This is a genomic window from Ligilactobacillus hohenheimensis, assembly GCF_947381805.1.
GTDB lineage: Bacteria > Bacillota > Bacilli > Lactobacillales > Lactobacillaceae > Ligilactobacillus > Ligilactobacillus hohenheimensis.
Genome location: NZ_CANCXC010000001.1, coordinates 104,809 through 129,233 on the forward strand (window position 1 = coordinate 104,809; position 24,425 = coordinate 129,233).

The window sequence follows — 24,425 nt, forward strand, 5'->3', positions numbered from 1 at the left end:
CCTATTTGTAAAGGAGAAAGTGAATTTATTCGGTCAAAGGTGAGTGATGAGCGTTATGTTTTCCAGTTAGTTCCAGTGAGAAAGTGACGGGGAGATTCGGGGTTAATTATTTACTTTTTATTCAAAATACGGTATATTGTGAGAAGTTTGTTTATTAAGAATTTGATAAGGAGTAGTTTCACCAATGTTTACCATTAAGGATGACAAAAAGCCACTGTATCGCCGGTGGTGGTTCTGGCTGATACTTGTGGTGATTCTTGTGGGCGCTGGGCTGACCGGAACAGCGGTGCATTACGTGCACCAGACAGCTCGAACCGAACGGCGCACGGCTAAGAAACATCATCAAGTAGTCCAAAGGGATAAGAAGGCGGGGCAAGCCCAAGAAAAGGCGCCCCGCGCGATTGCCGCACCTAACAAGCATCAGCGGGATCAGCTTGTTAGTCAGGCCAAGAACGGCGCAGACCTTCAGGCGGTTACGGCGGGGCAGCCCCAGGTAATCCACTTTGACCGGGACGACCAAACCATCAAGACGACGGTTGATAACAACGGGCAGATTAAACCCGGGCGGTACGCCGTTAAGTTGACGCGGGCGAATAAGAATTTTGATGATGATTTTCATGAATTATCGTTCGAGGCGCACTATAACGTCTACTCGGTGGATGATGCCAAGACGGACGACATTGTTCAAGGGACAGCTAACTTGCCTGCCGGGCGCGAAGTGAAGCTGAAGGGAAGTAAGGGTGACACTGTTACCTTGATTCCGCTTAAGAACCAGCAGCGAGCCGACCAGTTTATTTACAACGGGAGTTCTGTGCGGTCAACCGATGATGTTCAACCGGGGGTTTACCAACTGACGTACTGTGACACAACTGGGGATGACGATCAGTCCGGCGTATCACTTGACGGCAACGATTGCTATGACTACTTCACGTTGTATGATCGTCCGAACATGAAGAAGCACCACTACACGAGTGTCGTGGTGGCCATCCAAAAGGACCAGAAGATTGAAGTGGATAGTGGCGCGGTTCACCTTCAGCGGGTTCAGATTCCCCAAAAACCGCAGAACCTCATTCTTGGTTCGGCCGTGTACACGGTGGGACAGGATCTGCCCGCTGGCCGGTACAAGGTCCGGGTCTTGAGTGGTTCGGGTGACATTGGAAAGGCGGATAGCCTTGCAACGCTTGCCCACCTCAAAAAGCACGGAACGACCACGGTCACCCTGAAGAAGGGAACCAGAATTGAGATTAACCCCAACGTTGTTTCGCTGACCTACGTTGGAAGCTAGGGGGTGAGGGAAATGAATGGATTGGGATTAACCCCAACGATGTTGCTCTGGATCTGGGCCGGGTTAGCAGCGCTTTTCCTGGTTATCGAATTGTTTACGACCCAGTTAGTGGCAATCTGGTTTGCTGTTAGTTCGGTTGTAAGTTTGGGCTTACAGGTGTGCCACGTTAGCCTCACGGTTCAGTTAATTCAGTTTTTAGTAACCGGGATTATTCTGGGAATAATCTTTCACCCGCTCGCGAAGCACTTACTGCAACGGCGTGGTTATCAACCGCTCAATACCGCGGAAACCGTGATTGGAAAGCACGGTCGGGTAACGACCGCGATTAAGGATGGTACTGGCCGGGTAATGGTTGCGGGGGATGACTGGAAGGCCACGGCTGACCAGGATTTACCCGTTGGTTGTCAGGTAACGGTCACCGCGCTAAACGGCGTGACGGTGACGGTGAAAAAATTTAAGCAGGAGGATAACAAATGATCTTTTTAATCTTATTACTGATTTTAGTTGCGGTGGTCGTATACGTACTCGGCCACATTCGGGTTGTTAGCCAGAGCCAAAGCTGGGTTGTTGAGCGGTTAGGAAGTTACTACGCTACTTGGACTAACGGGGTGCACTTCCTGGTTCCGTTTGTTGATAACGTGGTGGCGAAGAATTCCCTTAAGGAACAGGTAATGGATTTTCCGCCTCAGCCGGTAATTACGAAGGATAACGTTACGATTAAGATTAATACCGTGGTTTACTCCCAGGTAACGGATTCTAAGTTGACGACCTACGGGATTGAAAATCCGGTTGCTGCCCTTGAAAACCTGACGGCAACGACCCTCCGGAACATCATTGGTGATTTGGACCTTGACGAAACGTTAACGAGCCGGGACATCATTAACACCAAGATGCGGACCATTCTGGATGGCGCCACCGATAAGTGGGGAATTAAGGTTAACCGGGTGGAAGTAAAGGATATTACGCCGCCGGCTGAAATTCAAAATGCCATGGAAAAGCAGATGAAGGCTGAACGGGAACGGCGGGCCCAGGTGTTGGCTGCCGAAGGAAACAAGAAGGCCGCAATTCTGCAGGCGGAAGGACAAAAGGAATCCCAGATTCTGCAGGCCCAGGCCGACAAGGAATCAGCAATCCAGGTTGCTGAGGGGCAAAAGCAGTCCCGGATTCTGGAAGCTGAGGGTCAGGCCGAAGCAATCCGGCAGGTTCAACAGGCTACTGCTGACGGGTTAAGCGCAATCAGTCAGGCAGACGTCACGGACCAGACGTTGACCGTGAAGGGCTTAGAGGCCGTTAAGCAGTTGGCTGACGGGCAGGCCACAAAACTGGTCATTCCGAGTGAGTTGCAAAACATTGCTAGCCTTGGATCCGTCTTTAAGGCCAGCGTTACGGATGACGCCGCTAATAAAAAGCAGGATGCAACTAACGAGCAGAACTAACGTGGAGAGAATACCTAATGGGACAAGAACAGTTTAGTTATGGTGTCCAAAAGACTCCTAAGCAATCAGGAAAGCACCGTCCTTCTAAGCGGGTGCTTGCCCGCCTATGGATGGTTGCTGTCGCACTGACCGTTATTGCGGTGATAGTCGATTGCACCGAGGGAGCACTCCTGGGGCGCGCCTTGCTTCACGAACAAGTGGCTATTTCGCGCATTACGTGGTGTGTTTACGTGTTAATTGCGTGGTTAGTAGCGTGGTGGACGCTCCGCGATGTTTTGCCGTTTCGCCGGAGCGGCTTTACCTCCCTGGGAGTCATGGCGGTAACTGTTATCTTAGGGTGGATTACGCAATATGTAGCCATTAATGCATTAACTCAGTGGATGACTGCGGCGATACTCCAGGGTTCGGATAAGATATTCTTCGTAATTAGTCTTCTGTGCGACCTTGCGACGGCTAATATCTTTATCATTACCGCACTGATTACCACCATTGTGTTTCTCGTGGTTAGGCATGGGCAGCAGGCATAGGTGTTAAATTAAAACAAGTCCTTCACCGGGAAGAACTTGAAAATACGAGGGGTTGGGGCAGATGCCCTGACCCCTTTTTGCGGATAAAATGACCGGTGGGTTGCACGAACACGTGTGCGGCGTTTTAATAAAGAGAAGAACGATTGTGGGGGTGGTTTTGTGGCTGACCAACGAAAAATTATTCACGTCGATATGGATGCCTTTTACGCATCAATCGAGATGCGGGATCACCCTGAACTGCAAAATGTTCCCCTGGTGGTCAGCCGGAATCCCCGGCATTCCGGTGGTCACGGCGTAGTCGCAACCGCTAACTACATTGCGCGCCAGTACGGGATTCATTCAGCCATGAGTGCGCAGGAGGCTCTTCGGCGGTGTCCGCAAGCCCATTTTAAGCGGCCGGACTTCCCCAAGTATCACCGGGTTTCTGACCAAATTCACGCGCTTTTTCACGAGTATACCGACATGATTGAGCCGGTTGCTTTGGACGAAGCGTACCTGGACGTGACGCACAACAAAAAGGGAATCCGCTCAGCAATCGTCGTTGCCCGCCAAATCCAGCGCGCCATCTTTGAGCAAACCCACCTGACCTGCTCGGTGGGGGTGGCACCGAATAAGTTTTTGGCAAAACTGGGGTCGGAGTACCGCAAACCGGTCGGCGTGGCGGTCGTGCGTCAGGAGGACGTCCGGGCCTTCCTTGATCCCCTGCCCATCGAAACCATCCGGGGCGTGGGCAAGAAGACCGTTGTTAAAATGCACGCCATGGGAATTGAGACGGGCGCAGACCTGTATGCAACCAGTGATGCCGAATTAATCCGCCACTTTGGTAAGGCCGGGCACCTGTTTTACGAACGGATTCGCGGAATTGATCCCCGCCCGGTGGAATGGCAACGGGAGCGTAAGTCGATTGGGAGCGAGCGGACGTTCGATCAGCCGTTGATGAGTAGCGTTGAGGTTGAGCGGGTGATGCACGCGACGGCGGAACGGCTTGTTGGTGAACTTCACCGGAAACAAAAACACGGGAAGACGCTTGTTATCAAGGTGCGGAACGCGGCGTTCGAAACGGTTACGCGGCGGATTACCCTGGATGACTACTTTGAAAACGATGTTCAGGAAATTCAGCGGTACGGGCAGCAGCTCTTTGACATGGTCCAACCGGATGCCATTAACGTGCGCTTGTTAGGGCTAACAATGACTAACCTGGATGACGTTGCCTTTGAAAACATCCGTCTCCCGCTTTAGGTGGGGAATTTGCTATACTGGATAACAGGAAGGTTTTGAAGAAGGGACCGATAAGGATGACAGTACAGGACGAAATTATTAGCAAGATTGAAGCGGCACCAATGATTATTATTCACCGCCACCAGCGGCCGGATCCGGATGCGGTCGGCTCCCAGGCAGGGTTAGCGACCATTTTGCGGGCAAGTTTTTCGGACAAACAGGTCTATCAGGTTGGCCAGGACGTCCACAGCCTAGATTGGATTGCGAAGGAACAAACGGTTGACGATGCAGTTTACCAGCATGCGTTGGTGATTGTTCTGGATACGGCAAACGCCCCGCGGGTTGATGATGCCCGGTATACGACGGGGGCTGATCTCATTAAAATTGACCACCACCCGGCAGAGGACCAGTACGCGCCGTTAAACTGGGTGGTTCCGGAAGCATCAAGTACGTCCGAACTGGTGGTGGATCTCGTGACTGCAAGCCACGGGAAACTGCATCTGACGCCCGAAGCAGCCCGGATGCTGTACGCCGGGATTGTGGGGGACACTGGCCGGTTCATGTACGATAACACGACCCCGCACACGCTGGAGGTTGTTGCTGAACTTTTCCGGCAGGGGATTGACGCGCCGGCGGTTAACCGGAAGTTAAGCGATATTTCCCTGCCCGAGGCGCGCTTAGCTGCGTTTGTATACCAGAACATGGAGATTACGGAGCACCATGCCGCCTTTGTTGTAATTAAGCTGGAGGATATTGAACGGTTAGGAATCAAGGATGCTGGCACGTCAAGCGCCGTTTCCCTGCCAGGGATGATTGCGGATGTATTATGCTGGACCGTGATTGTTGAACAGCGGGACGGGACGTACCGGCTCCGGATTCGGTCGAAGGCCCCAGTGATCAACGAACTGGCAAAGAAGCACGATGGTGGGGGGCATCCCCTGGCAAGTGGGGCCGTTTTGCACGATGAGGAGCAAATTCCGGACTACGTCGCTGAGTTAGATGCCTTAGCAGCAAAGTACGAGGAGGAACACCAGTAATGGCGACCTTTGCAGATTTTAATTTTCAGCCGTTTATCAACAAGGCGTTAGCGGCGATTAATTTCACCCACCCAACGGAGGTGCAGCAACGCCTAATCCCAACGATTATGGCGGGGAAGAGCGTGGTGGGTCAATCCCAGACCGGGAGCGGGAAGACGCACACGTTTCTTCTTCCGATTTTTAATGCGGTTGACCCCCATACCCAGGTGGTTCAGGCTGTGATTACGACGCCTAGCCGGGAGCTTGCCTACCAGATTTATGATGCCGCTAAGCAGATTGTGCGGTTTAATCCGGCAATCGTGGTACAAAACTACGTCGGGGGGACCGATAAGCAGCGGCAAATCAGTAAACTCCAGCGGACGCAGCCCCACATTGTGATCGGAACTCCTGGGCGGATTAACGACCTGATTCGCCGCGGGGCGCTTGACGTTCACCGGGCGCAAATGCTGGTGGTTGACGAGGCGGACATGACCCTTGACCTGGGTTTTTTGGCAGAAACAGATGCCATTGCCGGTGCAATGCCGCGTGACCTGCAAATGATGGTCTTCTCTGCCACGATTCCTGAAAAACTCCGCCCGTTTTTACGGAAATACATGGAAAACCCGGTCGTCGAAGTTGTGGAAAACCAGCAAGTCATTAGCCCAACGATTGATAATTTCTTGTTGTCAACGAAGGGCCGGGATCGGAACCAACTGATCTTGAAGTTGCTTACCATGGGTGAGCCGTACCTGGCGTTGGTATTTACTAATACCAAGGAACGGGCTGATGAACTCAGCACCTACCTGCGGCACCAGGGATTGCGTATTGCCACCGTTCACGGGGGGATTCAGCCCCGCGAACGGAAGCGGGTGATGCGGGCAATCCACAACATGGAATACCAGTACGTGGTGGCGACGGACCTTGCAGCCCGCGGAATTGATATTGAAGGGGTTTCCCTGGTAATCAACGACGACTTACCCCAGGACCTGGAATTCTTCGTTCACCGGGTTGGGCGGACTGGCCGGAACGGACTTTCCGGGACGGCAATTACCCTGTATGGGCCGGGTGATGACAGTAAAATCCAGGAACTTGAAGGAATGGGAATCCATTTCAAACCGAAGGAATTAAAGAACGACCGGTTAGTGGATACGTACGATCGGCGCCGGCGCCAGCAGCGGGGAAAACGGCAGGATCACATGGATCCGCAACTACGAGGAATGGTTAAGAAGGCCAAGAAAAAGCATAAGCCGGGCTATAAGAAGAAGATTAAGCGGGCAATTGCCAAGGACGCCCAGCAAAAACGGCGGATTGAACGGCGCCAGAAGATGCGGGCCCAGCGTAAACAGCGCAGGGATAACTGGTAATTGACAACCGAGGGGACGTTTGCTATTCTTAAACGCGACAGGATATGCGGTCTGCCGGTGTTCTGCAGCGAGGATTCTGGTGGTGCGACGAATCTAGAATTAGGCAGGCCGTGCTCCCTGGCTTAAAACTGAATGAATTAACCATTAAGAGGTAGACGATGAGCATCGTTGCAAGTAAGGTGGTACCGCGCAAAGGCGTCCTTACGTTGTAACGGTGTTTTTTATCGTCAGAAAGGAATTGTTACCATGAAAAAGTTGACAAGTGCGCAGGTCCGCCAGATGTACCTGGACTTCTTTAAGAGTAAGGGACACGACGTTAAGAAGAGTGCGCCGTTAATTCCGCACGATGACCCAACCCTTTTGTGGATTAACTCTGGGGTGGCGACGATGAAGAAGTACTTTGACGGGACGGTTGTGCCGAAGAATCATCGGATTACCAGTTCTCAGAAGTCAATTCGGACAAATGATATCGAAAACGTGGGTCACACTGCCCGGCACCACACGTTATTTGAAATGCTGGGGAACTTCTCCGTGGGGGACTACTTCAAGGAGGAAGCCATCACGTGGGCGTGGGAATTACTTACTAGTCCTGACTGGTTTGCGTTCGCCCCGGAAAAATTGTACGTGACGGTTTACCCGAAGGATACGGATGCTAAGCGGTATTGGCAGGAAGTCGGGGTTCTTCCGGGCCATATCTACGAAGCTGAGGACAATTTCTGGGACATTGGCCAGGGACCAAGTGGCCCGGACTCCGAGATTTTTTATGATCGTGGCCAGGAAATGAACAACGTTGCCGAGGATGATCCGGAAAATTACCCGGGCGGCGAAAACGAACGGTACCTGGAAATTTGGAACATCGTGTTCTCCGAATTTAACCACAAACCGGATGACAGCTACGAGCCACTTCCGCATAAGAACATTGATACCGGGATGGGGTTGGAACGGATTGTTTCCATTTTCCAAAACGCTCCGACCAACTTTGAAACGGACCTGTTCTTACCAATCATGGACGCCACGGCAGCAATGGGTACCGGCGTAAAGTACGGGGATGCCCCGGAGACCGACGTTTCGTTTAAGGTCATTGCTGACCATATTCGGGCGGTAACCTTTGCGATTGGTGACGGCGCCTTACCTTCCAATGAAGGGCGGGGCTACGTTATTCGGCGGTTAATCCGGCGGGCGGTCATGCACGGACAAAAGCTTGGAATCAAGGGCGCATTCCTTTACAAACTGGTTCCGGTTGTTGGGGAAATTATGAAGTCTGCATACCCAGAAGTGCTTGAACAGGCAGATTACATCCAGAAGGTTATCCGGATGGAAGAAGAACGATTTAACGAAACCCTGACGGCGGGAATGCAGCTGCTGGATGACCTGATTGCAGAAACCAAAGAGGCCGGAAAGACGGAAATCCCGGGCGACGGGGCGTTCAAGATGTATGACACGTACGGCTTCCCGTTTGAGTTAACCCAGGAGTACGCTCAGGATGCGGGGATGGCGGTTGACCAGGCTGGGTTTGACGCTGCCATGAAGGAGCAAAAAGACCGGGCCCGGGCTGCCCGGAGTGACGCCAAGTCAATGGGCGTACAGAACGGCTTGCTGACCGACATTAAGACGCCGAGTGAATACGTAGGCTACCACCAGTTAAGCATTGACGGGACGTTAAAGGACATCATCGTTAACAACGAACTGGTTGACCAAACCACCCGGGGCGAGGCCCAGTTAATCTTTGACAAGACCCCGTTCTACGCCGAGATGGGTGGCCAGGTCGCTGACCAGGGGGTCATTAAGGACGAAGACGGTGAGGTTGTTGCCCGTGTTACGGACGTACAACATGCACCAAACGGGCAAAACATGCATACGGTGAAGGTGCTTGGCCCACTGGTAAGGGAGCATACCTACAGCCTTGAAGTCGACCGGGAGTTCCATAACAAGGTGAAGAAGAACCATACCGCAACGCACCTGCTGGATCAGGCACTCCGGGACGTTTTAGGTGCCCACACGCACCAGGCGGGTTCACTGGTTGAACCAACATACCTGCGGTTTGACTTCACTAACCTGGGAGCCGTTACGCCGGAGGACCTTGAACGGGTTGAACAGATTGTCAACGAAAAGATTTGGGCCGCTCTTCCGGTAGAAACAGTTGTGACGGACATTGAATCCGCTAAGAAAATGGGCGCCATCGCCCTCTTCTCGGAGAAATACGGCGACACCGTGCGGGTGGTAAAAGCCGGCGATTACTCGATGGAATTCTGTGGGGGAAACCACGTTGATAACACGAGTGAACTGGGACTCTTCAAGATTGTTTCTGAATCCGGGGTAGGGGCCGGCACCCGCCGGATTGAGGCGGTGACGTCCAAGGAAGCGTACGAGTACCTGAAACAGCACGATGACTTGCTGACGACGGCTGCCGCAAAGGCAAAGGTCGTTCAGGTCAAGGACTTACCAGAACGTGTTGATCAGTTGCAAGGAACCATCAAGCAACTTGAGCGGGAGAAGCAGGCCCTAGAAGATAAGTTTGCTTCCCAGCAGGCGGGGGACGTCTTTAAGGATGTTCAAGAAATCAACGGGAAGACGTTGATTGCCGCTCAGGTAAATGTTTCTGGGATGGGCCAGCTCCGGCAACTTGCTGACCAGTGGAAGGCCAACGGCTACTCAGATATTTTGATACTGGCAACGGCCACGGAAGACGGGAAGGTGAACCTCATCACCGCGATGAGTGACGCCCAGGTTAAGGCTGGCTTGAAGGCCGGTGACCTGATTAAGGCGATTGCCCCGCTCGTTGGCGGCGGTGGCGGTGGCCGGCCGAACCTCGCTCAGGCTGGGGGAAAGAAGCCGGCTGGTATTCAGGATGCCCTCAAGCAGGCAGCTGAATGGGTTGCACAGCAGTAACGGATAACTGTAATAATATGTGGTTTAGGTACCCTAGGGGTGAGTAATACTCTAGGGTATTTTGTTATTCCTGGTAGTAGTACGGCCGCTGACGTACGTTATAATGAATGGTAGTGAATGGAGAATAACGAAATGGTTAATAAAAACAATAAAAAAGCGAAATTAGATGACGTCGCCAGGGTAGCAGGGGTTTCCAAAACAACAGTGTCGCGTGTATTAAACAAGCGGGGCTATCTTAGTGAACAAACAATTGCTCGCGTTCATGAAGCAATGGAGAAGCTGCATTATCGTCCTAATGCTGTCGCCCGCCAGCTTTACAACCAAAACACGGGGCTTATCGGACTAATTTTTCCAACGGTTAATAATCCATTTTTTGCGCAGTTGGAAGCGCGGCTAGAGAACGAACTTTACGAGCATGGATACAAAGTGTTAGTGGGAAACAGTCAAAATAATCCGCAAAAGGAAGCTGACTACTTGGAACAATTGTTATCACACCAGATTGATGGATTGATTGTTGGGGCCCATAATATTGGGATTGAAGAATACCAACACACTAATCTCCCAGTGGTGGCGATTGACCGGATCGTGAACACTGATGTTCCGGTTGTATCGTCTGATAATCTCCAGGGCGGGCGGCTTGCGACAGAGCTTTTGATTGATGATGGTTGCCGGTTTATCGTTCATACTAATGGTCCAGAGAAATTAGAAACGCCCGCACATAACCGTGAAATCGGTTATAAACAGGCAATGACCGAAGCAGGGATGACGCCTCATATTATGCGGTTTGATTTTTCTCTTAGTGCTGATGAAAAAAGTGACGAGTTTGAGCAGCTATTTGAAACGTACCCGCAAGTTGATGGAATTTTTGCGGGAAATGATACCGATGCGGCAATGTTGGTTGCTGTAGCCGCAAAATGTGGGAAGAGAGTTCCGCAGGATTTAAAGATTGTTGGTTACGATGGTGCTGATATGACACGGTTGTTATACCCGGATTTAACGACTATTCAACAGCCGATAAACCAAATGGCAGCGACAGCTGTACGGCTTCTTAAGCAACGGCTAAAAGGGCAAAAAGCTGACTCAATAGTTTTGCCCGTAGATTTAGTGCGGGGAACGACAGCGTAGAAATGAATTGAAAAATATTATGGCGACCGGTTGACATACATTTTTGAAAGCGCTATCTTAAAGACGTGGCGAATGTCGCCTAAAATTTAGCGCTAATATGTCAACCGGTTATCATATTCGTGAAAAGAAGTGATTTGATGATAAACGTTACAAATAATCGTTACCGCCTAGGATATCATTTAATGCCTGCTGGTGGTTGGATTAACGACCCCAATGGCTTTACTTTCTTTAAGGGTTATTATCATTTGTTTTATCAATTCTATCCTGATGCTGCGGAATGGGGACCAATGCATTGGGGCCACGCACGGAGTAAGGATTTAGTTCACTGGGAAACCCTTCCCGTTGCCTTGGTTCCGGGCGATCAGGAGGACGGTTGTTTTTCGGGGAGCGCAATCGTTCACGATAACAAGTTATGGCTGATTTATACCGGACATCATTATATTGATAAGCAAAATGACGATTTTTATGAAACCCAAAATGTTGCTTATAGTGAGGACGGTATTCATTTTGTAAAGTATCAGAACAACCCAGTAATTGCGCACCCGCCGGCTGATAATACTAAGCATTTTCGCGACCCAAAGGTGTGGCGTGAAAACGACCACTTTAATATGGTGGTTGGGAGTCAGGATAAGAATAAGTGTGGAAGAGTTCTGTTATACCGGTCAAACGACCTTCTTTCGTGGCAATTTGTTACCGCTTTATCCCGGGCGCTGGATAGTAAGCAGGAAGGATTTATGTGGGAATGCCCTGATTTCTTCCCGTTAAATGGTGAAGATGTGTTGCTGTGTTCGCCACAGGGTCTCCAGCCTGTAGGTGATCGGTTCCTAAATGAAAATCAAACGGGATATTTTGTAGGAAATTATGATGAGTTATCAGGGGAGTTTGAGCGGAATCGGTTTGTTGAAATTGACCATGGGCATGATTTCTATGCAACCCAAACAACTCTTACACCGGATGGCCGCCGGATTATGGTGGCATGGTTAAATGCTTGGGACTCGTCGTTTAAGGAGCAGGCAGATGGATGGTGCGGAGCAATTACGTTCCCGAGAGAATTAACCCTTATTGGGAACAAAATATATCAGCAGCCAGTCCGTGAAATTAAGGCACTTAGAAAAGAACAGGTTATTAACAAGCAAACCACTGATGTTACGACAGTCAAAGTTCCAAATCAAAGTGAATTGGTACTGAATTACGGTCGTCATCGAAATGGCGAGCTATTCGCGTTAGAAAGTAAGGATCAACGTTTTAGCGTTGTGAACGAACATGGGCGAATTGTTATTCATAATGCACAAAGGGACGAACGGGCGGTGATTGTTGACGACGAACTGTTGAGAATGCACGTTCTTTTGGATACAAGCTCTATTGAAATATTTATTAATGATGGTGAAGCAACCTTCACCGAACGGGTTTATTGGGATGAGCAGCCGACACTAAGATTACCTGGTGGGGTAAATGCTGTTGGTTACCGGCTTGATGCACAGGCTAATTTATACTAGGGGGAGATTTTAATGAAGGGGAAAATCGGTAAGAATTTACGAAATCCTTTTTATTTGAGCAATTCATTTATAATGCTGATGTTCTTTATGGGATGGGGCATCTGGTGGTCGTTTTTCCAAATTTGGCTAACTAATAAATTAGGATTTAGTGGTGCGCAGGTTGGGACAATCTATTCATTTGACTCTGCGATTACCTTAATTTTAATGCTCATTTATGGAATGATTCAGGACAAACTTGGTATTAAGCGGAAGTTATTAATATTCTGTGCTGTGCTTGAAATGTGTTTAGGACCGTTTTTTACGTGGATTTATGCCCCGATGTTACATCATCACTTTATGGTTGGAGCGGTAGTAGGTTCATTGTACTTATCACTAGCCTTTTTGGCAGCATCACCAACATTTGAAGCACTTGTTGAACGGATGAGTCGTCGTTATGACTTTCTATACGGTCAAGCGCGGGCTTGGGGCTCATTTGGATACGCAATTGCTGCTTTGGCTGCAGGCTATCTCTTTACAATTAGTCCGTATATTGTTTTTTGGCTAAGTTCCGCTTTTGCGTTTGTTTTACTTTTAGTTCTGTTATTTGTTCATCCTGAGAATAACCAGAAATACGTCCAGGAATATAAATACTCTGGGAAGGTAATTGATGATGAGGAAACTATTCCGTCGTTGCGTGATATTTTCAAGGTATTTAAGCTTCCTGCCCTTTGGGAGATTATCATTTTTATTATTTTGAGTGGATCATTTTATACCGTGTTTGATCAGCAAATGTTTCCACAATTCTTTACGAAGTTTTTTGCAACTCCCGCATTGGGAGAACAGGCGTATGGTGTGTTGAACTCAATTGAGGTCTTTTTGGAATCAATTATGATGGCGTTGATTCCATTGTTAATGAAAAAGATTGGGGTTCGCAAAACATTATTAATTGGTGTTTGTGTTATGGTCGTTCGGATTGGGGGCTGTGGCCTGGTTACTAATCCATTAGGAATTTCTTGCATTAAGTTATTACACGCACCTGAAACAGCAATTTTTGCGCTGGCAATGTTCCGTTACATTACGCTGCATTTCGATACACGAATCTCTGCAACGGTTTATATGGTGGGGTCTAATATCGCTGGGCAGATTGGTCAGATTGTCTTTTCAACGCCGTTAGGAATGCTTCATGATAAAATCGGTTACCAGAGTACGTTTATTGTTATTGCTGGGATTGTGGTAGTTGCTGGAATTTATGCCCTGATTTTCTTGAAGAAGGATAATCAAGACGTTAATGGACAACCATTAACCGACGAGGGGTAATTAAGTGATTGACTAGTGTTAAAGGAGATGGGTGATTGGTTCCATCTCCTTTATTGATGTTCAATCTACATTTCAAGCAGATAATTTCAAGAGGGGGTACTTTGGAATTCGGTTGTGAAAGCAATGATAGACATATGGTATACTAAGGCTAATCATTGGAAATCGGATTCGGAGGTGGCATGATGAAACCAACTGATAAAACGGTATTCTTTAACATTGATGCTGATAACCCGCAAAGCGTTCATGATACGCTCGTGACCGTTTACCGTGCGCTGGAGGAGAAGGGGTACAACCCGATTAACCAGATTGTTGGTTACCTTTTGTCGGGTGACCCAGCGTACATTCCGCGGCTAAACAATGCCCGTAACCTGATCCGGAAGCACGAACGAGATGAAATCATTGAGGAGCTTGTGCGGTCATACCTGAACAAGGAGGGATAGTCCGTGGGGCGGTTGATGGGATTAGATGTCGGTTCACGGACCGTTGGCGTAGCAGTGAGTGATCTTCTGGGCTGGACTGCTCAGGGGGTTGAAATTGTTCCCATTAATGAAGAAGAGGAGCAGTTCGGCCTTGATCGAATTGCCACCCTTGTTACCGACCATGATGTGAGTGCTTTTGTCGTGGGGTTACCCAAAAACATGAATAATACGGAGGGTCCCCGGGTAGAAGCAGCCCGGCATTACGGTGAACTACTCAAGAAACGGTTTGGCCTGCCGGTTGATTACCAGGATGAACGCCTCACGACCGTTGCGGCCGAACGGATGCTGGTTGAGCAGGCGGATACCTCCCGGGCAAAGCGCAAGAAGGTCATTGATAAGTTGGCGGCGAGCTTGATTTTACAAGGATACCTTGACCGGAAGGGGCCGTTGACGACGAAACTAAATTAGAAATGAGGAGATTAAATGGCACAGGAACAGGACGACTTAATTACGTTGGTTGATGATCAGGGCAACGAGAGCCTTTACCGTATTCTGTTTACGTTTGATTCGGAGGACTACGGGAAGTCGTACATCCTGCTGGTTCCGGCCGATGCCGCACCAGACGAGCAGGTGGACGTGTTGGCCTTTTCGTTCAAGCCGGGTGAAAACGGGGAAGCAAAGGACGCAGACCTGTTTGAAATTGATGACGATGATGAATGGGACATGGTTGAAGGCGTACTTGACACGTTCCTGAACGACGAAAACATGCAGTAGTGCTTGGAATTGCCTAGAAGCACTAAAAGCATGATGAAAAATGAGGTTAGAACTTACCAGGGTTCTAACCTCATTTTTAATGGGTAAGATTTGCCGGAACATACGTCGGATGGATCTCGCCAGCTTGAAGCGTTACCTGACCGGAAAGAAGGTTCGTAATTGTTTGACTGAAGGCTGAAACCTGGTCCGCCGGGAGGGTCACTGTTGTGGTGACGGTCGTCGTGTAGTCGTTCTTTAACAGTTGAATGTGGTGCGCTTGCAGGTAATTTTGGAGAACCTGGAACCGCGCATAGTCAGTCGTAATGGTGACGGTTTGTTGGGAGCGGCGGGTCATGATGGTCGTTGCGTCGATTGCGGCACTCGTGGCTCTCCGGTAAGCCCGGATTAGTCCTCCGGTTCCGAGCTTAATTCCCCCAAAATAGCGGGTTACGACCGCCGTAATGTCATGGAGATGGTGCTGCTGGAGGGTACTTAAAATAGGGACGCCGGCCGTTCCGGAAGGTTCACCGTTATCACTCATTCGTTGAAACTGATCGTTGTCACCGATGACGGTGGCAAAGCAGTTATGGCGGGCCTTGTGTTCAGTCGCACTAACCTTTTCAATAAAGGCGGCAGCTTCTTCCTGGGAAGTGGTCCGGGTAATCCGACAAATAAACGTTGATTTTTTGATTGTGAGGGTGGCTTTGCCGGGAGTTGTAATCGTGTAATACGTTGTCAAAGTAAATTCCTCCGATTGATTATCCCCCTTTTAGCGTAGTTATAAGGTGAAGGGGGAATTGGGATGGAAAAAAGCGAACTATTCGGGCGGCTGGTTCCGGGCCCGCTACCCGCTGGGTTAAGTGGTGACCCGCACGTTCAGCAGCTTCCGGTAATTCGGCGGTGGGGGCCACTAGTGTGGTGCCTGCGGTGCGGCCAAGTAACGTGGTGGCGGGGGCAGCTCCCCCGCCACCACGCCTACTGTCCCCAATGTATACAACTTGGGCGGGTCAGTACGCTGGCCTCATTATACACTATTCCTGAGCCCAATAAATTTCGTCCCGGGGGCGGTCAGTGTACGTGGCGGGGGCGGTTGTCACCCGCGCAGGCCAGCTTAGCAGCGAAGATTAAGCAGGCCGTTGAACGCCGCCAACGCGTTTTGGTCTGGGCGGTAACGGGTGCTGGGAAAACAGAAATGCTTTTTCCTGGTCTGGCAGCAGGCCTCACTGCTGGCTGGCGGGTTGGAATAGTTACGCCCAGAATTGACGTTTGTCGGGAACTTTTCCCCCGGTTACGGGCAGCGTTTCCGGCGGTGACTGCTATTCTCCTTACTGGGGATGAACCTGGTCCGTACCGGTACACGCAACTAGTGGTCGCAACTACCCACCAACTCTTGCGGTTTTACCGGGCATTTGACCTTTTAGTGATTGATGAGGTGGATGCTTTTCCGTTTATCACGGATAAGGGGTTACACTACGCAGCTGCCCGGGCCATTAAGAAGAACGCGGCAATCCTGCTCCTTACCGCAACCCCGTCAGCCCGGTTACTGAGAATTGTCCGGCGGCATCACTTCCAAGTTGGGGTCCTTCCTGCCCGCTACCACGGTCACCCCCTTCCGGAACCCCACCTCGTTCGTTTGGGACGGTGGGAACGGTTAATTTACCGGCGGATGTTGCCCACAAAAATTCAGGCGACGTTAGCGGAGTGGCGCGGGCATTTTCCAGTATTAATTTTTGTTCCCCGGATTCGGTGGCTAAAACCGGTTCTACGGGCAATCCAGCGCCAATTTCCAACCTGGCGGGGAACGAGTGTTTACGCGGCCGACCCCCGCCGCCAGGAAAAGGTGACAGCGATGCGGAAGCGGCAGGTGCAGTATCTAGTGACGACAACGATTCTTGAACGGGGAGTAACTTTTCCGGGAGTCCAGGTCGTTATTTTGGGAGCGGATGATCCGGTGTTTACCGTTGCAGCCCTTGTTCAAATTGCTGGCCGGGTGGGACGTTCGCCCACTGCACCAACGGGAACAGTTTTATTTGGCTGTGCCCGAATAACGCCAGTGGTGCGCGCTGCCCGCCGGCAAATTTGTACCCTTAACCGGACTGCGCGGAGGATGGCCCGGTGAACTGTTTATTATGTGGCGGTTCCTTAAAGGTCACGCTTTCTTTCAGCTGGGTTTTATCGTGGCAACAGGTCCAGGATAACTACCTGTGTTCTTCCTGCCGCAGGGAGTTTGTGCGGATTGCCGGGGCAACGTGTTCGGGTTGTGGGCGCAGGTGGCCTGGAATGTGTCCGGACTGTCGCCAATGGCAGGCTAAGCAGGCGGCTCTACTATGTAACCGGGCACTGTACGTGTATAACAATGCAATGCGGACTTACATGCAGCGGTATAAGTTTCAGGGGGATTATCGGCTCCGCCGGATATTTAGTGATGAGCTTCAGGCTGCACTGGCAAAATGGTATCCCCGCTGGCAGGGATGGGTATACGTTCCGTTGCCAGTTGATGAAGTGACGTGGCAAACGCGCGGGTTTAACCAGGTGGCCGGGTTTCTTACCGGACTTTCCGTTAAGGAAGTCCTGATGACGATTCATTCACACCACCAAAAGCAAAGCACTAAGACCCGCGGTGCACGGTTGCAAACACCCCAACCATTTCAGGCCAAGCCAACGGCGGCGCGTTTTTCCCGGGTTGTGCTAGTCGATGACGTTTATACTACGGGGCGGACGTTATACCACGCGCGGGAAGCACTGGCTACTGTGGGGGTCCAGCATATTCGGTCGGTTACCCTTGCCCGGTAAGAAAATGAATAATTATTGATGATGATAATTGTTTCCGGTAGCGCTTTATCATATAATATAGATGTAAACGAGATGCACTTGCACCGCGTTAGTAAGCGCGTTCATTCGAATGCGTTTACGTGCGAAAGGAGAGGGTACTATGTTAAAGTACAACGTTCGTGGTGAGAATATCGAGGTTACGGCAGCAATTCGGGAATACGTGGAGAAGCGGTTAGCTAAGTTGGAAAAGTACTTCGCTGATGCGACGAAGCCAACTGCCCACGTCAACTTAAAGGTTTATCCTGATAAGACCGCAAAGGTTGAAGTGACAATCCCGTTACCGTACCTGGTTCTGCGGGCTGAGGAAACTTCTTCTGACATGTACGCAAGTATTGACTTAGTTACTGATAAACTTGTTCGGCAGATCAAGAAGTACAAGACAAAGGTTAACCGGAAGTCACGGGAAAAGGGCGTTAAGAACATGGCCTTTGTGACGCCTGCGACGGATGAAGAACAATCAGACCAGCAGTTTGAGATTGTTCGGAACAAGAACATTGCCCTAAAGCCGATGGATGCTGAAGAAGCAATCCTGCAGATGAACATGTTAGGGCATAACTTCTTTATCTACCGCGATGCCGAAACGTCGGACGTTAACATTGTCTACAAGCGGCGTGATGGGCGGTACGGCATGATTGAAGCTGCTGATTAACATTAACTTTGGTAACATGAAAAAGCGGGGTTCTTGGGGAGCTCCGCTTTTAGCGTTTCAAAAAGTTGCACGGTGGCAATAAATTTGATAGTATCAGACGTACTACGAGGGGTGATATGTAATGGCAAAAGCAAAGTTAGCGGTTGGTGATAAGGTCGCCTGCAAGAAGATGGGGTCTTTGAAGCACGACTTTGAGGGTACCTTGGAGAAACTATACGATAATTCAGGATTGGTCTCCATTACTAAGTACGATGATGAGGACCGGATTGCCGTTAGCGATTACCATGAGCGGGTAATCATTGCCCAGAAGAACATGAAAAAAATTTCGTAATTCACATGACAAGCGAAAATGAGTATGGTATACTGATTTTCGTTCGATGCGGGTGTAGTTTAGTGGTAAAACTCCAGCTTCCCAAGCTGGCATCGCGAGTTCGATTCTCGTCATCCGCTTAAGTGACATCTCATTGCTTGTGGGATGCCTTTTTTATACCCAGCGAGAAAGAAGAGTACTGCAGAAGGGGGCTAAAGCGAGTCCGGGATGGTGGAAGCCGGGTGTTCGGCCTGCAGGAAACGGGCTTTTGAGGGTGCAGTTAAATATCAAAGTGGATTGAAAATCAATTAGAGTGGTACCGCGGGAAGCCTCGTCTCTTTATAAAAGGGACGGGGTTTTCTGCTGAAAGGAGTAAAAATGGTAGATTACAAGCAACAAATTGCGGCCCGGATTTCCGCTGCGCTTGGTGCGGAGGCCCCTGCTGAAGCAGAAATTATGGATAAGATTGAGGTTCCTAAGGAAATCGCGCGGGGCGACTACGCTTTCCCGGCATTTATTTTAGCCAAAACCCTCCACAAAGCTCCGCAGCAGATTGCGGCTGACTTAGTCGCCAAGCTTGACCAAACGGGGTTTGAGAAGATCGAAGCTGCGGGACCGTACGTTAACTTTTTCCTGGATAAGGCAGCGTACAGCCGGGAAATTTTAGCAACGATCCTCAAGGAACGGGAACACTACGGTGACCAGGACCTTGGCCATGGCGGGAACGTGACGGTTGATATGTCTTCACCAAACATTGCCAAGCCGTTTTCGATGGGCCACCTCCGGTCAACCGTAATCGGGAACGCAATTGCACTGTTGCTTGCGAAGACGAACTACAGTCCCATTAAGATTAACCACCTGGGGGATTGGGGAACCCAGTTTGGAAAGCTCATGGCGGCATACACGCTGTGGGGGAGTGAAGAAGAGGTCAAGCAAGACCCGATTAACACCCTGTTACGGTACTACGTGAAGTTCCATGAAGAAGCTGAAAAGGATCCGGCACTTGATGACCTGGGGCGGAACTGGTTTAAGCGCCTTGAAGACGGTGATGAGGAAGCAACCCGGTTGTGGAAGTGGTTCCGCTCAGAGTCATTGAAGTCGTTCATGCGGATTTACAAGAAGTTAGGAATTGACTTTGATTCGTACAACGGGGAAGCCTTCTACAACGACAAGATGGATGAGGTTGTTGACCTGCTGAAGCAAAAGGGGCTGTTACACGAAAGCCAGGGCGCCCAGATTGTTGACCTGGGGAAGTACAACCTTAACCCGGCACTGATTATGCGGTCAGATGGCGCCACCCTTTACATTACCCGGGATTTGGCGGCGGCCCTATACCGGAAGCGGACGTACAACTTTGTTCAGTCCCTGTACGTGGCTGGGAACGAACAAACTAACCACTTTGATCAATTAAAAGCCGTCTTAGCGGAGATGGGGTACGACTGGGCGGATGAAATTCACCACATCGGGTTTGGCCTTATCACCAAGGATGGCAAGAAGATGTCAACCAGAAAGGGGCATGTTGTGCTCCTTGATCAGGTGCTGAACGACGCAATTGGGTTGGCCAAGGAACAGATTGCTGCCAAGAACCCGATGCTGGCGAATAAGGATGCGGTTGCGAATGCTGTCGGAATTGGTGCGGTGGTCTTCCACGATCTGAAGAACGAGCGACTGAACAACTTTGACTTTAACCTGGATGAAGTTGTGCGTTTTGAAGGGGAAACCGGGCCGTACGTTCAGTACTCCCATGCTCGGGCAATGAGTATTTTGCGGAAAGCAGGGAACCCTGTGTTATCTGCTGATCAGGCGTTGGCCGTTGATGATCCGCAGGCCTGGGAAACCCTGCGGCTGTTAGGTGACTTCCCAACAGTGATCGCGCGGGCAATGGAGGAATACGAACCATCCGTGGTTGCGAAGTACGCCCTCCACCTGGCGAAGGCGTTTAACAAGTACTACGCACACTCCCGGATTTTGACGGAGGATGCCGGCCGGGACGCACGGTTAGCACTTGTTAAATGTGTTGCCCTGGTTCTCAAGGAAGCGCTGCGGCTCTTGGGTGTTCAAGCACCAGACGAAATGTAACAAAAAAGCATTATTATCAGGGAGGGTGACGTTAGTTCATCCTCCTTGTTGTTCTTTTCGCTTCTTGCTTCTAATCCGGAAATAATGCTAGAATGAGGATTGATATTCTGTTGAATTACGGCCATGTGCCGGGACGAGAAAATACACGACTGAGAAGGGATTAAATCAATGGCAAATATCCTGAAAAAATGGGTCGAAAGTGATAAACGTGAACTGCGGCGCCTCGGAAAAATTGCCGATAAGGTTGAGGCACTTGCTGATAAGATGGCGGCTTTATCCGATGAGGAATTGAAAGCACAGACGCCTGCATTAAAGGAACGGTATGCGAAGGGGGCAACCCTTGATGAACTGTTGCCGGAAGCCTTTGCGGTTTGCCGGGAAGGGGCAAAACGGGTTCTTGGGTTATACCCGTACCGGGTGCAGATTATCGGGGGGATTGTCCTCCATGAAGGAAACATTGCCGAAATGAAGACCGGGGAAGGGAAAACCCTGACGGCCACGATGCCGGTTTACTTAAACGCCCTTGCTGGTAAGGGAGTCCACGTGGTGACGGTTAACGAATACCTGGCTGGCCGGGATGCCTCGGAAATGGGTGAGTTGTACGAGTGGTTAGGATTAACCGTTGGGTTGAACGCTACCAACAAGTCTCCTGAAGAAAAACGGCAGGCGTACAACTGTGACATTACGTACTCGACGAACAGTGAACTTGGGTTTGACTACCTGCGGGACAACATGGTGGTCTACAAGGAAGACATGGTTCAGCGGCCGTTAAACTTTGTGATTGTCGATGAGGTGGACTCAATCCTGATCGATGAGGCCCGGACACCACTGATTATTTCGGGGCAATCAACCGGGAAGACCGCCCTTTACAAGCGGACGGACCGGTTTGCGAAAACCTTAACCAAGGAAGACGACTTTAAGATTGATTTGGAATCAAAGACCGTCTCCCTGACAGAGCAGGGGATTCAGAAGGCGGAGAAGTACTTTGCCCTCCGGAACCTGTTTGATCCGGATAATACGGCGTTAACGCACCACCTGGATAACGCACTGCGGGCCAACTACATTATGTTACGGGATAAGGACTACGTTGTCCGTGACGGCGAAGTCCTGATTGTTGACCAGTTTACCGGGCGGATTATGGACGGTCGGCGGTACTCTGATGGGCTCCATCAGGCAATTGAAGCCAAGGAAGGCGTCAACATTGAAGACGAAACCAAGACGATGGCCAACATCACGTACCAGAACTTCTTCCGGATGTACAAGAAGCTCTCCGGGATGACGGGGACGGCTAAGACGGAACAGGAAGAGTTCCGTGAAATCTACAACATGGAAGTCATCGCAATTCCAACTAATAAGCCGGTTATCCGGAAGGACAAGGCGGACCTCCTGTACCCAACGCTGAAGAGTAAGTTTGCGGCGGTGGTTGAGGATATCAAGAAGCGGCACGCGAAGGGGCAGCCAATTTTGGTTGGGACCGTTGCCGTTGAAACGTCCGAGTACCTGTCAGGGTTACTTGACAAGGAAGGCATTCCGCACGCCGTCTTAAACGCGAAAAATAACGCTAAGGAAGCCGAAATTGTCGCTAATGCGGGGCAAAAGGGCGCTGTCACCATCGCGACGAACATGGCCGGCCGGGGAACTGATATTAAACTTGGGCCAGGAGTCCGGGAAGTCGGGGGCCTGGCGGTGATCGGAACGGAACGGCACGAGTCCCGGCGGATTGATAACCAGCTCCGTGGACGGTCCGGCCGGCAGGGGGACCCAGGATTGAGTCAGTTCTACCTTTCACTTGAGGATGATTTAATGCTGCGTTTTGGTTCCGAAAAGATCAAGGCCGTGTTAGAGAAGATGAAGGTGGCTGACGACGATGCGGTTATCCAGTCCCGGATGATTACCAAGCAGGTTGAGTCCGCCCAGAAGCGGGTTGAAGGGAACAACTACGACACGCGGAAACAGGTTCTGCAGTACGATGACGTTATGCGGGCTCAGCGGGAAGTAATTTACGCCCAGCGTCAGCAGGTCATCATGGAAGAGGAAAGCTTAAAACCGGTAATTATGCCAATGATTAAGCGGACCGTTAAGCACGTTGTTGAGGTGCACACCCAGGGGAATAAGGATGAATGGGACTTAGAGGCTATCCTCGACTTTGCCCAGTCAAGCATGGTGAAGGAGGATACGATTGCCCTTGATGATCTTGAAGACAAGGATCCGCAGGAAATCATGGACTACCTGGACGAACGGGCCGAGGAAGTTTATGCCGAGAAACAGCACCAGTTACCTGATCCGGAGCAGATGCTTGAGTTTGAAAAGGTCTGCATTCTGCGGGTGGTTGATACGCAGTGGACTGACCACATCGATGAGATGGACCAGCTCCGGCAGTCAATCGGACTACGGGGTTATGGGCAGTTAAATCCGCTGGTTGAATACCAGTCTGACGGGTTTACGATGTTTGAACAAATGGTTGCTGACATCGAAGCGGACGTTACACGGTTGTTCCTGAAGGCGGAAATCCGGCAAAACGTTAAGCGGTAGTCGAAGGAAACGAGACATAACGGGGAGGCGCGGATGAGAATCCCAGCCTCCTTTTTAGACGGAGGAGATTGTGAATGGAATTAAGTGATTACCGGCGTGAAATCAAGGCAATGAACGAAAAAGTCGCAGACTTTGGGAGGTCTCTTTGACTTAGACCGGTTAGCGGAGGAAATTGCCGATAACGAACACCAGATGGCCGCACCAGGTTTCTGGGATGACCAGCAGGCCGCCCAAAAAGTGATTGCCGCCAACAATCAGTTGAAGGCGAAGTATGATAATTACAATCAGCTTAGTGCAGCGCTGGAGGATTTGACCGTCTTGTGTGAGCTGTTGGCGGAGGATCCCACTGATCCGGATGTGCAAGCGGAGTTGGACACAGATTTTACGGCGGCCAAAAAGCAGCTCGCAGACTATCAGTTGCGGATGCTGTTAAACGAACCGTATGATCAGAACAATGCTATTTTGGAAATCCATCCGGGGGCTGGGGGGACCGAGTCCCAGGACTGGGGAAGCATGCTCCTTCGGATGTACCAGCGGTGGGCTGACCAGCACGGGTTGACCGTTGAAACGGCGGACTACCAGGTGGGAGATGAAGCCGGCATTAAGAGCGTGACCCTCCTGATTAAGGGCGATAACGCGTATGGTTACCTGCGGGGTGAAAAGGGGGTTCACCGGCTGGTGCGGATTTCGCCGTTTGATGCGGCGGGCCGCCGGCATACCTCGTTTGCATCGGTGAACGTGATGCCCGAACTTGATGACTCCGTTGAGGTCGAACTCCGGCCAGAAGACATCAAGATGGAAGTTTTCCGCTCGAGTGGTGCGGGGGGCCAGCACATCAATAAGACGTCCTCCGCCGTGCGGTTAATCCACATTCCAACTGGAATTGTCACTTCTAGTCAGGCGGAACGGTCCCAGTTCCAAAACCGGGCAACCGCAGAAAAGATGATGCGGGCAAAGCTTTACCAGATGAAGCTGGAAGAGCAAGCTAAGAAAAAGGCTGCCATCCAGGGGGAACAGCTCGAAATTGGGTGGGGTTCCCAGATTCGGTCGTATGTCTTTCACCCGTACACAATGGTTAAGGACCACCGGACCAACTATGAAACGGGGAATGGTCAGGCGGTCATGGACGGTGATTTGGATCCGTTCATTAACGCATACCTTCAATGGAAACTGCAGCAGCAAAATCCCCAGTAGGAGTT

22 protein-coding genes and 1 tRNA gene are annotated in these 24,425 nt (G+C 50.5%); 22 read left to right on the forward strand and 1 reads right to left on the reverse strand.

Going from position 1 to position 24,425, the window contains the following annotated elements:
• The first annotated feature begins 184 nt into the window (after positions 1-184).
• From QOR60_RS00565 to QOR60_RS00630, 14 genes are all read left to right on the forward strand, one after another.
• Positions 185-1,285, forward strand: coding sequence for a hypothetical protein (locus QOR60_RS00565; protein WP_283581417.1), 1,101 nt, complete (start codon positions 185-187; stop codon positions 1,283-1,285).
• 12 nt (positions 1,286-1,297) lie between these two features.
• Positions 1,298-1,762 carry an NfeD family protein gene (locus QOR60_RS00570; RefSeq protein WP_283581418.1) on the forward strand — a complete coding sequence of 155 codons (465 nt, stop codon included), beginning with the start codon at positions 1,298-1,300 and terminating at the stop codon, positions 1,760-1,762.
• Positions 1,759-2,721, forward strand: a complete 963-nt coding sequence (locus tag QOR60_RS00575) for an SPFH domain-containing protein (RefSeq protein ID WP_283581419.1) — start codon at positions 1,759-1,761, stop codon at positions 2,719-2,721. The genes QOR60_RS00570 and QOR60_RS00575 overlap by 4 nt, the downstream gene beginning before the upstream one ends.
• Before the next feature lie 17 nt (positions 2,722-2,738).
• Positions 2,739-3,248, forward strand: a complete 510-nt coding sequence (locus QOR60_RS00580) for a hypothetical protein (RefSeq protein ID WP_283581420.1) — start codon at positions 2,739-2,741, stop codon at positions 3,246-3,248.
• 159 nt (positions 3,249-3,407) lie between these two features.
• Positions 3,408-4,487 (forward strand): DNA polymerase IV, encoded by a 1,080-nt coding sequence (gene dinB / locus QOR60_RS00585; protein ID WP_283581421.1) that lies wholly within the window; start codon positions 3,408-3,410, stop codon positions 4,485-4,487.
• Positions 4,488-4,543: 56 nt separating this feature from the next.
• Positions 4,544-5,503 (forward strand): DHH family phosphoesterase, encoded by a 960-nt coding sequence (locus QOR60_RS00590; protein WP_283581422.1) that lies wholly within the window; start codon positions 4,544-4,546, stop codon positions 5,501-5,503.
• The gene (locus QOR60_RS00595; protein WP_283581423.1) at positions 5,503-6,846 is read left to right on the forward strand and encodes a DEAD/DEAH box helicase; all 1,344 of its coding nucleotides are present in this window, start codon (positions 5,503-5,505) and stop codon (positions 6,844-6,846) included. Before QOR60_RS00590 ends, QOR60_RS00595 begins: the two co-directional genes overlap by 1 nt.
• A 246-nt stretch (positions 6,847-7,092) precedes the next feature.
• A complete protein-coding gene (gene alaS / locus QOR60_RS00600) occupies positions 7,093-9,735 on the forward strand; it encodes an alanine--tRNA ligase (protein ID WP_283581424.1) in 2,643 nt (880 codons plus the stop codon).
• A gap of 132 nt (positions 9,736-9,867) precedes the next feature.
• Positions 9,868-10,860 (forward strand): LacI family DNA-binding transcriptional regulator, encoded by a 993-nt coding sequence (locus QOR60_RS00605; protein WP_283581425.1) that lies wholly within the window; start codon positions 9,868-9,870, stop codon positions 10,858-10,860.
• A 119-nt stretch (positions 10,861-10,979) separates the two neighbouring features.
• Positions 10,980-12,356, forward strand: a complete 1,377-nt coding sequence (locus tag QOR60_RS00610) for a glycoside hydrolase family 32 protein (protein WP_283581426.1) — start codon at positions 10,980-10,982, stop codon at positions 12,354-12,356.
• 12 nt (positions 12,357-12,368) lie between these two features.
• Positions 12,369-13,652, forward strand: coding sequence for an oligosaccharide MFS transporter (locus tag QOR60_RS00615; protein WP_283581427.1), 1,284 nt, complete (start codon positions 12,369-12,371; stop codon positions 13,650-13,652).
• Between the two features lie 182 nt (positions 13,653-13,834).
• On the forward strand, positions 13,835-14,092 hold the full coding sequence (locus QOR60_RS00620; protein WP_283581428.1) for an IreB family regulatory phosphoprotein: 258 nt from the start codon (positions 13,835-13,837) through the stop codon (positions 14,090-14,092).
• Between the two features lie 3 nt (positions 14,093-14,095).
• Positions 14,096-14,539: a Holliday junction resolvase RuvX gene (gene ruvX, locus QOR60_RS00625; protein ID WP_326520554.1), complete on the forward strand. Its 444-nt coding sequence runs from the start codon at positions 14,096-14,098 to the stop codon at positions 14,537-14,539.
• Between the two features lie 15 nt (positions 14,540-14,554).
• Entirely contained in the window at positions 14,555-14,845 is a 291-nt protein-coding gene (locus QOR60_RS00630; protein ID WP_283581429.1) for a DUF1292 domain-containing protein, read from the forward strand.
• Between the two features lie 76 nt (positions 14,846-14,921).
• Here the strand turns inward: QOR60_RS00630 and QOR60_RS00635 are convergent, their stop codons facing one another.
• Positions 14,922-15,563, reverse strand: a complete 642-nt coding sequence (locus QOR60_RS00635) for a YigZ family protein (RefSeq protein ID WP_283581430.1) — start codon at positions 15,561-15,563, stop codon at positions 14,922-14,924.
• Between the two features lie 63 nt (positions 15,564-15,626).
• Here QOR60_RS00635 and QOR60_RS00640 point away from each other — a divergent pair, with 63 nt between their 5' ends.
• The 8 genes from QOR60_RS00640 (at position 15,627) to prfB (ending at position 24,420) form a co-directional block, all read left to right on the forward strand.
• Positions 15,627-16,943: a DEAD/DEAH box helicase gene (locus tag QOR60_RS00640; protein WP_283581431.1), complete on the forward strand. Its 1,317-nt coding sequence runs from the start codon at positions 15,627-15,629 to the stop codon at positions 16,941-16,943.
• Positions 16,940-17,617, forward strand: coding sequence for a ComF family protein (locus QOR60_RS00645; protein WP_283581432.1), 678 nt, complete (start codon positions 16,940-16,942; stop codon positions 17,615-17,617). Before QOR60_RS00640 ends, QOR60_RS00645 begins: the two co-directional genes overlap by 4 nt.
• A gap of 139 nt (positions 17,618-17,756) precedes the next feature.
• Positions 17,757-18,305 carry a ribosome hibernation-promoting factor, HPF/YfiA family gene (gene hpf / locus QOR60_RS00650; protein ID WP_283581433.1) on the forward strand — a complete coding sequence of 183 codons (549 nt, stop codon included), beginning with the start codon at positions 17,757-17,759 and terminating at the stop codon, positions 18,303-18,305.
• A 121-nt stretch (positions 18,306-18,426) separates the two neighbouring features.
• Positions 18,427-18,636, forward strand: a complete 210-nt coding sequence (locus QOR60_RS00655) for a DUF2187 domain-containing protein (protein WP_283581434.1) — start codon at positions 18,427-18,429, stop codon at positions 18,634-18,636.
• Positions 18,637-18,684: 48 nt separating this feature from the next.
• Positions 18,685-18,755 (forward strand) — tRNA-Gly (locus tag QOR60_RS00660).
• Between the two features lie 238 nt (positions 18,756-18,993).
• Positions 18,994-20,694, forward strand: a complete 1,701-nt coding sequence (gene argS, locus QOR60_RS00665; RefSeq protein WP_283581435.1) for an arginine--tRNA ligase — start codon at positions 18,994-18,996, stop codon at positions 20,692-20,694.
• A gap of 168 nt (positions 20,695-20,862) precedes the next feature.
• Complete coding sequence (secA, locus tag QOR60_RS00670; protein ID WP_283581436.1) at positions 20,863-23,226, forward strand: preprotein translocase subunit SecA; 2,364 nt, start codon at positions 20,863-20,865, stop codon at positions 23,224-23,226.
• Positions 23,227-23,300: 74 nt separating this feature from the next.
• Positions 23,301-24,420, forward strand: a protein-coding gene (gene prfB, locus QOR60_RS00675) for a peptide chain release factor 2 (protein WP_283581437.1) whose coding sequence is annotated in 2 segments (ribosomal slippage) — positions 23,301-23,372 and positions 23,374-24,420 — 1,119 coding nt in all. Because the reading frame shifts where the segments join, the coding sequence is not laid out codon by codon here.
• Positions 24,421-24,425: the final 5 nt, after the last annotated feature.